Raw genomic sequence first — 14,417 nt, 5'->3', positions numbered from 1 at the left:
GGCAGAATGCGTCCGTGCTGGTGGCGGTGGTGGCGGACGAGCGGGGCGGCGGCGTGCTGCAACCGCTGCACGCCGACGGCACCCCGTCCGGCCCGGCCGAGGAGGTCACCGACCTGGCCGCCGCCGTGGCCGCCCGGGAGGGCGCCGGGCACCCCCGCTGGGTCTGGGCCGCCTGGGCGGGCGCCTACCCGGCGCTGCTGCGCGCCGGGGTGCGGCTCGACCGCTGCCACGACGTCGAGCTGACCGAGGCGCTGCTGCTCGGGCACGCGGGCCGGTGGGGCGAGCCCCGCGCGCTACCAGCCGCCTGGGCCCGGGTCACCGGCGCGCCGGTCCCGCCGGACCCGGCGCCCCGCCCGCCGGAGCCGCCGGGCCACGCCCAGGCCGCGCTCTTCGAGCCGCCGTCGGGCCCGCCCGGTCCGGGCATCACGGCGTTGACCCGGGTGTACGCAGACCAGCTCGCCCGGATCGCCGCGACCACCCACCCCGGCCGGTTCCGGCTGCTGGTGGCCGCCGAGTCGGCGGGCGCGCTGGTGGCCGCCGAGATGGGTGCGGCCGGTCTGCCCTGGCGCGCTGACGTGCACGACGCCATCCTGGCCGACCTGCTCGGCGAGCCGTCCCCGGTCGGTGGGCCGCCGCGCCGGCTGGCCGAGTTGCAGGCCCGGATCGCTGACGCGTTCGGCGTACGCCAGGTGCACGCCGACTCGCCCGCGGAGCTGTTGCGGGCGTTCGCCCGCGTGGGCGTGGATCTGCCGAACACGCGCGCCTGGGTGCTGCGCGGGGTGGAGCACCCGGCGGCGCCGCTGGTCCTCGAATACAAGGAGCTGTACCGGATCTGGACGGCGCACGGCTGGGCCTGGCGCGACGCCTGGGTCTCCGGCGGCCGGTTCCACCCGGAGTACGTACCGGGCGGCGTGGTCTCCGGCCGGTGGGCGACCCGGGGCGGTGGGGCGTTGCAGATCCCGAAGGTGATCCGGCAGGCAGTGGTGGCGGACCCGGGCTGGACGTTCGTGGTGGCCGACGCGGGTCAGCTCGAACCGCGTGTGCTCGCGGCGGTTTCCGAGGACGAGCGGCTGGCGGCGGCGGGCGGCGCCGGTGACCTGTACGCGGCGCTGGCCCGGGACGCGTTCGCCGGTGACCGGGCGAAGGCCAAGGTGGCCCTGCTCGGGGCGATGTACGGGCAGACCGGCGGGGCGGCGGTGCCGGCCCTGGCGGTGCTGCGGAAGAACTATCCGACCGCGTTCGGCTACGTCGAGGCGGCGGCGCGCACCGGTGAGGCGGGCGGGCTGGTCCGGTCCTGGCTGGGGCGTACCTGCCCGCCCGGGTCGGCGGGGTTCGCCGAGGGGGAGGAGGCGATGCCTGACGGCGGGGCCGATCCGCACAGCCCGTCGGCTCGGGCGGCCCGCTCGCGGGGGCGCTTCACCCGCAACTTCGTCATCCAGGCCACTGCTGCCGAGTGGGCCTCGACGCTGCTGGCCACGTTGCGCACCGAGCTGGCCGGCACGGAGGCGGAGCTGGTCTTCTTCCAGCACGACGAGGTGATGGTGCACTGCCCGGCCGGGCAGGCGGCAACCGTCGCCGAGGCGGTCACCGCTGCCGGCGTGCGGGCCACCCGCCTGCTGTTCGGCGACACCCCGGTCCGGTTCCCGCTCGACCTGTCGACAGTGGACTGCTACGCGGACGCGGCATAGTCACGCAATTTTCCGTTTTGCCCCGCTACCCGCCCCCGGCCGCGCTCGTTGGGCCCGGTGTGCGTACGACGGGACGGACCGGGCGGCTGTGCCCGGTCCGTCCCCTGATCGAGGGGGCACCGCTGAACCGGATCGCTGCAATGATCATCGCCGCCGGTGGCGGCCGCCGCATCGGCGGACCCGAAGCGCTGCTGCACCAGGGCGAGAAGCCGCTGGTCAGCCAGATGATCGACACGATGGCCGAGGCGGGCTGCGCACAGGTCGTGGTCGTCCTGGGCGCGGCGGCCGAGCAGGTGCGGCAGACCACCGACCTGAGCGGCGCCACTGTGGTGGTCAACCGTGCCTGGGGCACCGGGGTGGGCTCCTCGATCCGGGCCGGGCTCGCCGCGCTCACCGACGACGACATCGAGGCGGTCGTCGTGGTGCCTGTGGACATGCCCGGGCTCACCGCGGCGGCGGTCCGCCGGGTGACCGCGCTGCCGTACCCGGACGTGTTGGTCTGCGCCACCTACGACGGGCTGCGCGGCTACCCGATGCTGTTCGGCCGCCGGCACTGGTCCGGCATCGCCACGCTGGCCAGCGCGGACGTGGGGGCGCGGCCGTACCTGCTGGCGCACAAGGACCAGATCGTCGACATCGCCTGCGACGCGGTGGCCGACGGCAGCCGGATCGACAGCCCGGAGCTGATGGCGCTGTACGGCCTGTCCATCCCCGAACAGCGCGTGGGCGCCTGAGGCGCGCCCGCTGTCGGACCCGGATGCCACGATGCCGTCATGGCCTACGACGAGGACCTGGCGAACCGGGTACGGGAAGCCCTCGGGCACGAGCCCGGCATCACCGAGCGGCGCATGTTCGGCGGCCTGGCGATGATGCTGCGCGGCAACATGGCGGTGGTCGTGCGCGGCGCGGGCGGCCTGATGGTCCGGGTCGACCCGGCCGAGGCCGAGCGCGCGCTGGCCGAGCCCGGCGCCGAGGCGACAGTCATGCGGGGCCGGGAGATGCGGGGCTGGGTCACCGTGTCGCCCGATGCCTGCGAGCGCGACCCGGACCTGACCCGCTGGGTCGGCAGGGGCGTCCGCTTCGCGCGCACCCTCCCGGCGAAGTAACGCGACAGCGGGGGAAATCCGGCTGCGCGGCCGGGCCGCCCGGCCTACGCTCCTGACCTGCCGCCGACGACGGCGGCGGATCGGAGACGGGCGGATGGCGGTTCACCTCTACGCGGTCAGCCTCGACGCGGGCGACCCACGGCGGCTCGCGCGGTTCTGGTCCGGGGTGCTCGGCCGGGAGATCCTCGACGACCCGCGCGAAGGCGTGGCGCTGGGCGGCGACGCCCACAGCGACTTCCGCATCCGGTTCCTGCCCAGCACTGCGCCGAAGACAGTGCAGAACCGGATCCACTTCGACCTGACCAGCGCCTCGCCGCAGGCCCAGCGGGACACCGTCGACCGGGCGCTGACGCTGGGCGGGCAGCACATCGACATCGGCCAGGGGCCGGACGACGACCAGGTGGTGCTCGCCGACCCGGAGGGCAACGAGTTCTGCGTCATCGAGGCGGGCAACAACTTCCTCGCCGGCTGCGGCCCGGTCGGCGCTGTCAACTGCGACGGCACCCGGGCGGCAGGCCTCTTCTGGAGCGAGGCGCTGGGCTGGCCGCTGGTCTGGGACCAGGACGAGGAGACAGCGATCCAGTCGCCGCGCGGGGGCGCGAAGGTCACCTGGAGCGGCCCGCCGCTGATGCCCAGCGGCGGGCGGGACCGCGTACACCTGGATCTGGTCGCGGACGGTGACCGGGACGCGGAGGTCGACCGGCTGCTGGCGCTCGGCGCGGCCCGGGTCGGTATGGGAGAACACACCGCTGACGACGTGGTGCTGGCCGACCCGGACGGCACCGAGTTCTGCCTCCTGACGCCCCGCTGAGGCGGGTGCGGCCCCGGGGGACCGCACCCGCACCGATCAGCGCAGTCGCAGGCTCGGCTCCAGCGTGACCTCGAACAGCCGGTCCCACGGCAGCTCGACCCGCACCGCGGTGACCCGGTCCAGCGTCGCGGTGAACGTCCTGCGTCCGCGTACCCCGAGCACCAGCTCGCGCCCGGCGAAGTGGTCGGCGAAGTACCGTTCGGTCAGCGGTACCAGCCGGTCACGTACCCAGCCGTCGAAGTAGCGCTTCTGCTCGGCGGTCAGCGCCAGCGGATCCCAGCCCTGCGCGCGGGCGTGCGCGTACGCCTCGACCTGCACCACGTTCTTCCACGGGTCGTCCTTGACGAACCGGTAGAGCAGGTACTCGGCGTGCGCCTGGGCCGGTCCGCGCAGCTCCGGCACGCCGAAGCCGCTGCCGGACGAGCGCAGGTACGCCCACCGCGCGGTGCCGTGCGCGAGCGCCAGCCCGAGCGCGTTGCCGCCGGTGTTCCATCCCGAGTACGACAGCAGCGCCGGCAGGTCCAGGCGGGCCTCCATCCGGGACACCAGGTCGTGGTCGCCCTTGTTGACGATCAGCGGGTCCACCACGATCACCGGGGTGCCGGCGGCCAGCAGCTCACCGATGCGGCCGACGAAGGCGTCCAGGTCGGCGGCCCGCTGTCCGGCCGCCGCCGAGGGGGTGTTCACCGCGAGGACGATGTCCGCGTCGCCGGTCACCATCCGGCCGCCCACCGAGGTGACGTGCCGGCGGATGTTCTCCGCGAACGGGATGCCCTCCAGCGCTGCGGTCCAGCCCTCGCCGGACACCCCGGCGTACTCCACCCGGTAGGTGGGCGTGGCGCCGGCGGCGACGACCCGCGCGACGAGCAGCGCGTTGACCTCGTCGGCGCCGGGGAAGATCTCCACCCGGTCGCCGACGCCGAGCCGCGCCACGAGCGCCTCCAGCTCGACCCGCTCGGCGCGGGCCAGGCCGACCGGCGCGGTGTCGTCCTCGGAGAGCACCAGGTGGCTGATCGTCCCGTCCGCGACCCACTCCACCATCAGCCGGTTGACCTGGTGGTTGCGTGCCCGCGCGGCCAGGTAGTCCTCGACCACGGCGTCCGGGATGCGCGCCCGCACGGCGTCGAGCTGGCCGCGCAGCGACTCCTGGCCCAGGTTGACCACCTGGTCGTACAGCTTGGCCCACTGGACCAGCAGGTCACGGTAGTTGTCCAGGTCGGTGCCGGTGCTGGTGATGGCGAGCCGCTGGATCGTGTCGTGCACCTCGATCACCGCGTCGGACCGGCGTGCGCGCAGCCGCCGGATCGCCTCCAGGTTGCGCAACGCGTCGGCCAGGGCCGGTGCGGCGGTACGCGAGGCGATCAGCCCTCCGTACGCGAGCATGCTCACCGAGATCACGTACCCGTCGGTGCCGTCGGTGCCGTCGAGCCAGCGGGCGATGCCGGCGCCGTCACCGGGGGTGAAGAAACGGCCCAGCAGGTTCCGCGGCGGCAGCAGCACCTCGGCGTCGGCGCTCGCACCGGTCATCTCCGCGCAGTACGTGTTGACCGGCCGGTCGTCCAGCGGCACCAGCGCCACGCTCGGCCGCCGGCCGGCGGGCCGGGCGAACGCGGGGCCGCCGAGGGCGACTGTGGCCAGGCCGGCCGCGCCGGTGGCCGCAAGAAGGGTTCTTCTCTTCATCGATGCTCCCTTTTCTCCGGCGCGCTCGCCGCCCGGGGGGTGGCCGGAACCAGCCGGCGGGTGATCCACAGCGGTGAGGTGACGGCGTTGCCCATCACCACCGCGTGGGCGCCCGCCTCGAAGGCCCGGCTGATCTGCTCCGTGGTCCGGTAGCGCCCTTCGGCGATCACCGGTACGGGCAGCAGCGCGGCGAGTCGCGCCACGAGCCCGAGGTCGGGCCCGTCGATCGGTGGGCCGGCCGGCGTGTAGCCGGACAGCGTGGTGGCGACCGCGTCCGCGCCGGCCTCGACGGCGGCGACACCCTCGGCCACAGTGGCGACGTCGGCCAGGACCAGCGCGTCGCTCTGCTCGTGCACCGCGCGGACGGTGTCGGCGAAGGTCCGCCCGTCGGGCCGGCGGCGGTCGGTGGCGTCCACCGCGACGACGTGCGACCCGGCCCGCACCGCCTCCAGCGCGTGCCCGGCGGTCGGGGTGATGAACACGCCCTGCGTGCCGTGCTTGTACAACCCGATCACCGGCACGTCGACGGCGGCGCGTACCGCCCGCACGTCGTCGGGACCGTTGACCCGGACCGCCACCGCGCCGCCGCGCACCACGGCGGCCGCCACGCGGGCCTGGACGTACGGGTCGCGCATCGGGTCGTCCGGGTCGTCGGGCAGGGGCTGACAGGACACGACCAGCCCGCCGGCCAGTTCGTCCAGGACACTCACGTGCTTGTTCCTCCGTCGTGGTGGATCGGTGCGGTGGCGAGCCGGGCGGCGCCGACCACCACCGCGTCGGCGCCCAGCGCCGCGGAAAGCAGCGGCACGTGCGCCCAGCCGCCTGGTAGCTCCGCCCGGTAGGCGGCCGTCGCGGCGGGAAGCACTGTGGCGGCGGCGCCGCCCGCGACCACCACCGCGTCCGGGTCGAGCAGGGCGACGAGCCCGGCCAGGGCCGCGCCGAGCGCGGCGCCGGCCCGGTCGACGACCTGCCGGGCTGTCGCGTCACCGGCCGCCGCGCGCCGCGCCACCTCCCGGCCGGTGACCGGGTCACCGCCGGCGAGCGCGTACGCGGCGGCCAGGCCGGTGCCGGAGGCGATCGCCTCCAGGTGCCCGTACCGGCCGCAGCCGCAGCGCAGCCGCTGTGCGCCCGGTGCCGGCAGGTGCCCGAGCTGGCCGGCCGCGCCCCGGGCGCCGCCCTCGACCCGCCCGTCGTTGACGATCGCGCCGCCCAGGCCGGTGCCGACGGCGGCCAGCAGCACGTGCCCCCGGCCCTGTCCGGCGCCGGCCCAGCACTCGCCGAGCGCCGCCGCGGCGACGTCGTTGGTGACGCGCACCGGCCGGCCCAGCCGCGCGGCCAGCTCGTCCGCGACCGGGGTGCCGGCCCATCCGGGCAGGCTGTCGGTCGCGTACCGGATGACGCCGGTCGCCGGGTCCACGGTGCCCGCGGTGCCCACCCCGACCGGCCCGGGGCCGGCGGCGGCGAGCAGGTCCGCGGCCAGGCCGGCGGCGGTGTCCAGCACCGCGGCCGGCCCGCCGCGCGCGGGGGTGGGCGCCTCGCGGCGGCCGAGCACCCGCGCACCGGGACCGACCAGGGCGGCGGCGGTCTTGGTGCCGCCGATGTCGATCCCGACGACCGGACCGGTCATCCCTTCAGACCGGTGTGCGCGAGGCCCTCGACGAACTGCTTCTGCGCGATGACGAACACCGCCAGCACCGGCAGCGCGGTCATCGACGCCGCCGCGAGCTGGACGTCCCACATCGGACCGCCGTACGCGTCGACGAACTGGGTGAGCGCCTGCGGCAGGGTGAACTTGTCCGGCGAGGAGAGGAACACGATCGGTTCCAGGTACAGGTTCCAGCTGTGCAGGAACGTGAAGATGGCCACCGCGCCGAGCGCGGGCCGGGACAGCGGCAGCGCGATCTTCCAGAACGTGGCGAAGCGTCCCAGCCCGTCGACCCGCGCCGCCTCCTCCAGCTCACCGGGGAGGCTGATGAAGAACTGCCGCATGATGAACGTCGCCAGCACGCTCGGTGCCCCGAAGATCGGCACGAGGATCAGCGGCCAGTGGGTGTCGATCAGGTCGAGCTTGAAGAACATCTGGAACAGCGGCACGATCGTCACCTCGCTCGGGATGAGCAGGCCCGCGAGGACGACCAGGAACAGCACGTTCTGTCCCCGGAACCGGATCCGCGCGAACGCGTACCCGGCCAGCGACGCCACGGCCAGCGTGCCGACGGTGACCAGCAGCGCGATGTAGAGGCTGTTCAGGTACTGCTGCCCGAACGGCTGCAGTTCGAACACCCGCTGGTACGCGTCCAGCCGCGGGTCGGTCGGCAGCAGCTGCGGCGGGAAGGAGAAGATGTCCGCCACCGGCTTCAGCGACGAGGTGACCATCCACCAGGTGGGGAACACGAACGGGACGGCCAGGACCATCAGCACCCCGTAGAGCACCAGCTTGGTCCGCCGGGACAGGTCACGATTCATGGAAGACCCACCTCTTGCGCATCTGCCACTGCAGCACTGTCAGCGCGAGCACGATGACGAACAGCAGGATCGACAGCGTGGCGCCGTAGCCGAAGTGATGGAACTGGAAGGCCTGCTGGTAGAGGTAGTAGACGAGCACAGTGGTCGAGGTGCCGGGCCCACCCTGGGTGAGCACCGCGATCTGCGCGAAGACCTGCAGCGAGCCGACCACCGTGATGATCGACGTGAGCATGATCGTGGGGCTGATCAGCGGCACGGTGATGCGCCAGAACTGGCGCATCCGGCTCGCGCCGTCGACCTCGGCGGCCTCGTACAGCTCGGCCGGCACGCCCTGCAGGGCGGCCAGGAACAGCACCATGTTCAGGCCGACGTTCTTGAACACCTGCACGACGATCACCGACAGCATCGCCGTGCCCTCGCCGCGCAGCCAGTTGGGGCCGTCGACGCCGATGGTGTCGAGCAGGCCGTTGATGCCGCCGTTGTCCTGCAGCAGGAAGCCCCAGACGATGGTCCACGCGACCAGCGAGACCACCACGGGGGAGAAGAACAGGGTGCGGAACACGATGGTCCCGCGCAGCTTCTGGTTGAGCAGGACGGCCAGCAGCAACGCCAGGCCGAGGTTGAACACGACCAGGCCGACCGAGAACAGGCCGGTCGACCGCAGCACCGGGCCCAGGTTGGGGTCGTCGGCCAGCGCGGCGTAGTTGTCGGTGCCGATGTAGTCGAAGCTGCCGGCCAGCACGTTCCACTCGTGCAGGCTGTACCAGACCACGAGGACCAGCGGCAGGATCACGAAGACCACGCTGCCGAGCAGCTGCGGGGTGATGAACAGGTATCCGGTGAGCTGGTCCCGGCGGCGGGTGGTCCAGAACGGCCGGGCCCGGCCCGGGGCGGGCCCGGCAGCAGCCGGGCCCACCCTGGTGTCCGTCTGGGTCATGATCCTCGGCCCTACTTCGCCAGCAGCGGCTGGATCTTGGAGCAGACGCCGTCGAGTACGCCCTTGACGTCCGCGTCCGCCTTCCACAGCGGGTCGAGCGCGGCGCGCACCTGCTGGCTCAGCTCGGCCTGCCCGGAGTGGCTGGGCTTGACAGTGCCGTTGGTGATGCCGTCGATGACGACCTTCTGCAGCTGTTCCGGCTTGAGCTTCGGGTTCGTCTTGGCCAGCGTCTCGGCGGTCAGCTGGGACTGCCGCGGCGGCGGGAAGAACTGGGCCAGCTTCGCCGAGTTGGCGGGGTTGGTGAAGAAGGCCAGGAAGTCGGCGGCCTGCTCGGCGTGCGGGCTCTTCTTCATCACGCCGATGCCGGCCTGGCCGACCACCGCGTACGGGCCCTTCGGGCCGGCCGGCAGCGGGACCAGGTCCCAGTCGAAGCCGTTCTCCTTCAGCAGCGAGGCGCGGGAGATCTGGGTGACGGTCATGGCGGCGTCACCGGCGAAGAAGTCGGCGGTCGTGCCCGGACCGGGCAGCGCCTTGCCGGTGAAGATCGCCTTGTGCAGCGTGGTCATCGCCTCGACCATCTCCGGGCTGTTGAACCCGCAGCTGCGGCCGTCCTCGCTCCACGCCTGGGCGCCCCAGCCGGTCCAGAACGTGGCCAGGTTGTCCCAGCCCTTGTAGTCGAAGTCGCGGACCACGAGCCCGGCCTTGCCCGACTTCGCCGCTGTGGCGCCGGCCGCGGCGAGCGCGGTGTCCCAGTTCCACTGCCCGGCCGCGATCAGCTCGGCCGGGGTCTTCTGCCCGGCCTTCTTGAGCATGTCGTTGTTGACGAACACGCCGAACGGCGAGGTCGAGAACGGGTACGCGAAGAGCTTCCCGTCGTTTCGCCAGAGCTTCAGCGTGGCGGGGGAGAGGTCGTCGTACTGGTAGCCGTCGGCCTTCTTCAGCGTGTCGTCGAGCGGGCGCAGCGCGCCGGAGGCGACGAAGTCCGGCGCCGAGTTCTCGAAGATCCACGCGAGGTCCGGCGCGTTGCCGCCGGCGATCTGCGTGGTCAGCGTCGTGGTGTAGTTCTCGAACGGCAGCGGGTCGAACTTGATCTCCGCGACGTCCGGGTTGTTCTTGCGGTACTCGTCGGCGATCTCGTTGAACAGCTTGAGGTGCGCCTCGTTCGCCGACCAGACGGTCATCCGCAGGCTCGCCGGACCGTCGTCCTTGGCGTCGCCGCCACCGCCGCAGGCGGTCAGGGCGAGCACACCGGTCATGGTCGCCGCGACCAGGCCGGACAGTCTTCCGTATCTCACTTTCTTCTCCTCACCGGGGGTTCAGTAGCCCGCGATCTGCGGCCAGCGGCATTCCACGCCGGCGGCCGAGATGCGGTCCGTGAATTCGGCCAGCAGGCGGGGGGTGCCGCGGACCGCGCGCGGGGACTCGCCCCGCGCAAGGCAGAAGTCGGCCAGCAGGCCGGCGACCTCACCGACGTTCCACTCGACCGGGTGCAGTCGGTAGCTGCCGTTGGTGACGTGCGTGGTGCCGATGTTCTTGCCGGCCGGCAGCAGGTTCTCCATCCGCTGCGGGATGAGCGCGCCGAGCGGGATCTCGAACGGGCAGGAGCCGACGTCGATGTAGTTGTCGCCGCCGGTCGACGGGTGCAGGTCGATGCGGTACATGCCGACGCCGACCGAGTCGGGGTAGCTCACCGCGCCGTGCTCGCCGCGTACCGCGAGGGAGAGGTCCTGCTCGACCACCGTGTACTCGGCGCGGATGCGGCGCGACTCCCGGATGTAGGGCGCCTGCGCCAGCCCGTCGGGGCTGCCGGTCACGTCGCCGCGCAGCCGCAGCCCCGGGTAGCCGGTGCCGCCGTCGGGGCGGGGCGCCTCGGTCTGCAGCCAGTACAGGACGGAGTACGACAGCTCGCGCGCCTGGGACAGGTGCCAGGACGCGTTCGGCACGTCGATGACCGGGCCCTCGAAGTAGTCGATCATCGGCCAGTTGACGAGCGTGATGTCGCTGCCGTACGCGCCGTCGACGAAGTTGCGCCGCGCCGCGATGCGCCGGAACGTCCACAGGTTGCCGTCGCCCGGGTTGAGCCGCTGGTCGGCGTTGACGCCCAGCGGGTCGTCGTCCGGGTTCGGCGTGAAGCTGCGCTCCACGATCTCCAGCGTGCGCGGGTGCGGCGACCGCCAGGACAGCAGCCGGTCGCCCCAGAAGTCCGGCTTGTAGTCGCGCCAGAAGTCGTAACCGGCGGGACGGTCGATGGTGTGGTCGCCGTCGACGTGGTCCAGCGCGAAGCAGACGGACACCGCCTGCATGTTCAGCGGCTGCGCCTCGGCGGGCGCGCTCGGCTCACCGGTCTGCGCCTGCGACTCGAACCCGGTCACGTACTCGGTGCCGGTCAGCGGCAGCAGCTCACCGGTCTCGGTGGCGTCCAGGACGTACGGCGCCTCCACCTCGATCCGCTCGTCGCGGTCCCGGTGGGCGAGCGTCACGCCGGTGACCCGGTCGCCGTCTGTCTCGGCCGCGACCGGCCGGTACGGCTGCAGCACCGTCAGCCGCCCGGACCCCCGGTACGGCGCGAGCATCTGCTCCAGGACGGCGACCGCGACGCGGGGCTCGTGGCAGAGCCGGCTCACCCAGCCGGCGCCCGGGTTCAGGTCGGTCCACGCCCGGGACCGCTCGGTCAGCGGGTAGTGGCGGCGGTAGTAGTCGCGGATGCCGTCGCGCAGCTCCCGGTAGCTCGCGGTGGCGCCGAACTGCTCGATCCAGGAGTGCTCGTCCGGCGGGACCGCCTGGCTGGTGAGCTGCCCGCCGAGCCAGTCGAACTCCTCGGTCAGGATGACGGACCGGCCGGCACGGGCCGCGGCCAGCGCCGCGGCGACACCGCCCAGTCCGCCCCCGACGACGAGGACGTCCGCACGCATTAGTACCACTTGCTTCCTTCCAGTTGCGCGGCCGGGCGTGTCAGCGCCGGTCGGCCGCCGATCCAGGGACGCCGAGGGTGTCGCCCTCGACGAGTTCGCAGGGCAGGAGCCGTTGCTGGAGGCCGCCGGCGCTGCCGTCGATGACGCCGGTCAGCACCTCGACGGCCTGGCGGCCCATCTCCTCGCGCGGGATGCGGAACCCGGTGAACGTGATGTCGGTGGGCACCGGGACGGTCGGGTCGCCGAGTGTCACGACGGACAGGCCACCGGGCACCGTCAGTCCCTTGCGGCGGGCGGCCGACTCCAGCGCGACAGCGGTGGCGAAGTCCTCCACGAAGGCGACGGTGCTGCCGTCGGCCCGCAGGTCGTCCACTGTGGCGTCGGCGGTCTCCGCCGTCGCGGTGATCTGGCGGGCGCTCTCCGCGCCGGCCGCGCCGGCGTGGAAACCGCTGCGCCGGTCGTGCGAGGACTCGGCCGCGGTGCCCATGCCCACGTACGTCAGGCGCCGGTGCCCCAGGTCCAGCGCCCGCTCCGCCAGCCGGTGGACCGCGCTGGCGTAGTCGGCGCCGACGTAGGGCACCGGCCCGCCGGCGTCGTCGCGGCGCCCGACGGCGACGTAGGGGAACCCGTCGCGGTTGAGCCGGAGCAGCTCCGCGCCGTCGATCTCCCGGCCGAGCAGGATGCATCCGTCGGCCAGCCGCAGCCGGTTGTCCTGGTGGAAGATGCGCCGCCGGCCGTCCACCACCGGGGCGCTGGTGAACAGCAGCAGGTCGCAGCCGACCCGTTCGGCGTACTCCTCGATGCCGAGCAGGAACGGGTGGAAGAAGTCCCGGCTGCCGCTGGGGAAGGCCGGCTCGTAGGTGAAGACGCCGATGATCCGGTTGAACCCGGAGGCGAGGCGGCGGGCGGCCGGGTCGGCGGCGTACCCCGTCTCGGCGATGACCTGCAACACCCGGTCCCGTGTCTCCGGCGCGATCCGGACGTCGGCGTCGGTGCGGTTGTTGAGCACCAGCGACACGGTCGCCTGGCTGACGCCGGCCATTCGCGCGATGTCACGCTGGGTGACACGCCTGGGGGGAGGGGTCACGTCGGTCCTTCCACTTCCGCTAATGCGTATTAGCGATCGGGTCGGGATGGAGCCTCTCTGCTGTCCCGGCGTCCTGTCAAGGGGTGGCCGGAAGATTTCCGTTCGATGAACTCCCTGGAGTAATGCGCATTAGTAGCCGCGCTCGACTCTCTCTGGCAGCTGTTCGGGCGGGGATCTTGACAAGGGCCGACCGGGCGAGCGACAGTAGGCGAACCTCGGCACTAATGCGCATTAGCGTGTCGTCGATCGTCCGCCCGGGTGATCGACGATGCCTGCTTCCCTACCCAGAGTGATGCTGGGTGGCCCCTTCCTGCTGCCACCCCGGGCGCTACCGTTCCCATGGGACGGGCGCCGTCCGCACGGGGGAGGGGACAACGTGGGCACCACTGTCGCTCGTCATCTCGCCGGAGCCACGGCGGCCTGGCTCGTCGTCGTCGCGGAGGCGGTCGCCGGTTACCTCGGTCTGCTGGCGTACGCGCTGGTCACCGGCGCCGACCCGGGTGGCCCGCTGGCCGGGCCGCTGCTGGTGCTGATCGCGGCGCTGCTCGGCGTGGCCGCGCTGCCGCTGCTGTTCGCGCCGGCCGTCGCGCTCGGTGAGGCGGCGGGCAGGCGGCGGACCGGTCCGGCGCTCGCGTTCGCCGGGCTCGTCGCGGTCGTGCTGGCCGCTGGGTACGCAGCCGCGGTGGCGGTCGCCACGGACGTGCCCGGCGCCCGGGTGCCGCTGGTGGCCGGGATCGCCGCGCTGCTGGTCCTCCCGCCGACGGCGGCGTACGCGCTCACCGCCCGCGGCGTGGGCTGGACCGCCTGCCTGATCCGGCGCCGGACGGCCACCGCCCGCCCGGTACGCGCCGAGGCGGGCTGACCTACACCTGGATGTCGAAGCGCTGCAGCACCGACGGGGCGACCAGCCCCACCGCGGCCAGCACGGCCAGGATCGTCATCGCGGTGCGCAGCACCACCGTCTCGGCCTTGCTGCCGGTACGCAGGGCGATCTTGTTGGGCAGGCCGATCATCGTCCACATCCGGCGTTTGATCGGGATGGGCCACAGGATCGGCACCCCGGCCCGGGTGATCATGTCGCCGAGGATGTGCACGAAACAGCCCACGCCGACGGCGAGCCCGATCATCGGATAGCCCCGGTCGCCGGGCAGGTTGGCGAACGTGAACCAGGCCGCGGCGGCGGACACCAGCGTGACCACCACCCAGCCGGCGCGCTCGGCCCACTGGTCGAACAGCCCGCGCAGCGCCAGGCCGATCATGAAGAAGAGGATGCCGACCACCGCCCACTTGCCGTAGTGGGCGCAGAGCGCGGTGGTGCCCCAGCCGACGAGCACGGTGAACGGGATGGTGTGGGTCAGCGTGCGGTGCCCGTTGTTGCGGCGGGGATCCTTGCTGAGCTTGGTGGCGTAGTAGACGCCGAGCGAGATCTTCTCCATCACCTCGGCGACGAAGAGGCTGACCACACCGAACGTGCGGGCCACGGTGGCGCCGCCCTGGTTGCGGGTGACCTTCCCGGACAGGTCGAGGTCGGGGAAGAGCGCCCCACCGGCGCAGACCGCGGTGCCCACCGCCAGGGCCAGCGGTGTCTGGTGGTAGTCCGCGAACTGGGCCATCGCCCAGGAGCCGGTCAGCCACGCCGCCGCGCCCGAGAGCGCGTGGGACGGTCCCATCATCTCGGCTCGCCCTTCCCGAAGATCTTGATCCAGAAAACTACGCCACTGTAGTCAGCC

At 73.0% G+C, this 14,417-nt stretch carries 14 protein-coding genes; 5 read left to right on the top strand and 9 right to left on the bottom strand.

The genetic code is table 11. The features are described from left to right. The first annotated feature begins 14 nt into the window (after positions 1 to 14). The 4 genes from MICAU_RS20930 (at position 15) to MICAU_RS20915 (ending at position 3,605) form a co-directional block, all read left to right on the top strand. A complete protein-coding gene (locus MICAU_RS20930; protein WP_244879643.1) occupies positions 15 to 1,688 on the top strand; it encodes a bifunctional 3'-5' exonuclease/DNA polymerase in 1,674 nt (557 codons plus the stop codon). A gap of 140 nt (positions 1,689 to 1,828) precedes the next feature. Then, on the top strand, positions 1,829 to 2,422 hold the full coding sequence (locus MICAU_RS20925; protein ID WP_013287334.1) for a nucleotidyltransferase family protein: 594 nt from the start codon (positions 1,829 to 1,831) through the stop codon (positions 2,420 to 2,422). 39 nt (positions 2,423 to 2,461) lie between these two features. Beyond that, positions 2,462 to 2,794, top strand: a complete 333-nt coding sequence (locus tag MICAU_RS20920) for a TfoX/Sxy family protein (RefSeq protein WP_013287333.1) — start codon at positions 2,462 to 2,464, stop codon at positions 2,792 to 2,794. Between the two features lie 94 nt (positions 2,795 to 2,888). Continuing rightward, positions 2,889 to 3,605 (top strand): VOC family protein, encoded by a 717-nt coding sequence (locus MICAU_RS20915; RefSeq protein ID WP_013287332.1) that lies wholly within the window; start codon positions 2,889 to 2,891, stop codon positions 3,603 to 3,605. A 36-nt stretch (positions 3,606 to 3,641) separates the two neighbouring features. Here the strand turns inward: MICAU_RS20915 and MICAU_RS20910 are convergent, their stop codons facing one another. Genes MICAU_RS20910 through MICAU_RS20875 form a run of 8 tightly spaced genes read right to left on the bottom strand, consistent with a single transcriptional unit; the run spans position 3,642 to position 12,687 of the window. Continuing rightward, entirely contained in the window at positions 3,642 to 5,285 is a 1,644-nt protein-coding gene (locus MICAU_RS20910; protein WP_013287331.1) for a DUF4127 family protein, read from the bottom strand. Beyond that, complete coding sequence (locus MICAU_RS20905; protein WP_013287330.1) at positions 5,282 to 5,995, bottom strand: N-acetylmannosamine-6-phosphate 2-epimerase; 714 nt, start codon at positions 5,993 to 5,995, stop codon at positions 5,282 to 5,284. The genes MICAU_RS20910 and MICAU_RS20905 overlap by 4 nt, the downstream gene beginning before the upstream one ends. Next, positions 5,992 to 6,912 (bottom strand): ROK family protein, encoded by a 921-nt coding sequence (locus tag MICAU_RS20900; protein ID WP_013287329.1) that lies wholly within the window; start codon positions 6,910 to 6,912, stop codon positions 5,992 to 5,994. Before MICAU_RS20900 ends, MICAU_RS20905 begins: the two co-directional genes overlap by 4 nt. Continuing rightward, the gene (locus MICAU_RS20895) at positions 6,909 to 7,751 is read right to left on the bottom strand and encodes a carbohydrate ABC transporter permease (RefSeq protein WP_013287328.1); all 843 of its coding nucleotides are present in this window, start codon (positions 7,749 to 7,751) and stop codon (positions 6,909 to 6,911) included. Before MICAU_RS20895 ends, MICAU_RS20900 begins: the two co-directional genes overlap by 4 nt. Next, positions 7,741 to 8,688 (bottom strand): carbohydrate ABC transporter permease, encoded by a 948-nt coding sequence (locus tag MICAU_RS20890; protein WP_013287327.1) that lies wholly within the window; start codon positions 8,686 to 8,688, stop codon positions 7,741 to 7,743. Before MICAU_RS20890 ends, MICAU_RS20895 begins: the two co-directional genes overlap by 11 nt. An 11-nt stretch (positions 8,689 to 8,699) precedes the next feature. Further along, a complete protein-coding gene (locus tag MICAU_RS20885; protein ID WP_013287326.1) occupies positions 8,700 to 9,983 on the bottom strand; it encodes an ABC transporter substrate-binding protein in 1,284 nt (427 codons plus the stop codon). 21 nt (positions 9,984 to 10,004) lie between these two features. Beyond that, positions 10,005 to 11,600 carry an FAD-dependent oxidoreductase gene (locus tag MICAU_RS20880; RefSeq protein WP_030272743.1) on the bottom strand — a complete coding sequence of 532 codons (1,596 nt, stop codon included), beginning with the start codon at positions 11,598 to 11,600 and terminating at the stop codon, positions 10,005 to 10,007. A gap of 40 nt (positions 11,601 to 11,640) precedes the next feature. Continuing rightward, positions 11,641 to 12,687: a LacI family DNA-binding transcriptional regulator gene (locus MICAU_RS20875; RefSeq protein WP_013287324.1), complete on the bottom strand. Its 1,047-nt coding sequence runs from the start codon at positions 12,685 to 12,687 to the stop codon at positions 11,641 to 11,643. 376 nt (positions 12,688 to 13,063) lie between these two features. On the opposite strand from MICAU_RS20875, the gene MICAU_RS20870 reads away from it, so the two are divergent. Next, positions 13,064 to 13,549 (top strand): hypothetical protein, encoded by a 486-nt coding sequence (locus MICAU_RS20870; RefSeq protein ID WP_013287323.1) that lies wholly within the window; start codon positions 13,064 to 13,066, stop codon positions 13,547 to 13,549. A 1-nt stretch (position 13,550) separates the two neighbouring features. Here the strand turns inward: MICAU_RS20870 and MICAU_RS20865 are convergent, their stop codons facing one another. Further along, positions 13,551 to 14,360: a metal-dependent hydrolase gene (locus MICAU_RS20865; RefSeq protein ID WP_013287322.1), complete on the bottom strand. Its 810-nt coding sequence runs from the start codon at positions 14,358 to 14,360 to the stop codon at positions 13,551 to 13,553. Positions 14,361 to 14,417: the final 57 nt, after the last annotated feature.

The sequence above is a fragment of the Micromonospora aurantiaca ATCC 27029 genome, from assembly GCF_000145235.1.
GTDB lineage: Bacteria > Actinomycetota > Actinomycetes > Mycobacteriales > Micromonosporaceae > Micromonospora > Micromonospora aurantiaca.
Note: the sequence above shows the minus strand (reverse complement) of the source record. Positions and strands in the feature narration are given on the sequence as shown.

Coding starts and splice junctions, on each gene's coding strand:
- MICAU_RS20925 (WP_013287334.1), top strand. CDS start 1,829: ATGATCATCGCCGCCGGTGGCGGCCGCCGCATCGGCGGACCCGAAGCG.
- MICAU_RS20920 (WP_013287333.1), top strand. CDS start 2,462: ATGGCCTACGACGAGGACCTGGCGAACCGGGTACGGGAAGCCCTCGGG.
- MICAU_RS20915 (WP_013287332.1), top strand. CDS start 2,889: ATGGCGGTTCACCTCTACGCGGTCAGCCTCGACGCGGGCGACCCACGG.
- MICAU_RS20910 (WP_013287331.1), bottom strand. CDS start 5,285: ATGAAGAGAAGAACCCTTCTTGCGGCCACCGGCGCGGCCGGCCTGGCC.
- MICAU_RS20900 (WP_013287329.1), bottom strand. CDS start 6,912: ATGACCGGTCCGGTCGTCGGGATCGACATCGGCGGCACCAAGACCGCC.
- MICAU_RS20895 (WP_013287328.1), bottom strand. CDS start 7,751: ATGAATCGTGACCTGTCCCGGCGGACCAAGCTGGTGCTCTACGGGGTG.
- MICAU_RS20890 (WP_013287327.1), bottom strand. CDS start 8,688: ATGACCCAGACGGACACCAGGGTGGGCCCGGCTGCTGCCGGGCCCGCC.
- MICAU_RS20880 (WP_030272743.1), bottom strand. CDS start 11,600: ATGCGTGCGGACGTCCTCGTCGTCGGGGGCGGACTGGGCGGTGTCGCC.
- MICAU_RS20865 (WP_013287322.1), bottom strand. CDS start 14,360: ATGATGGGACCGTCCCACGCGCTCTCGGGCGCGGCGGCGTGGCTGACC.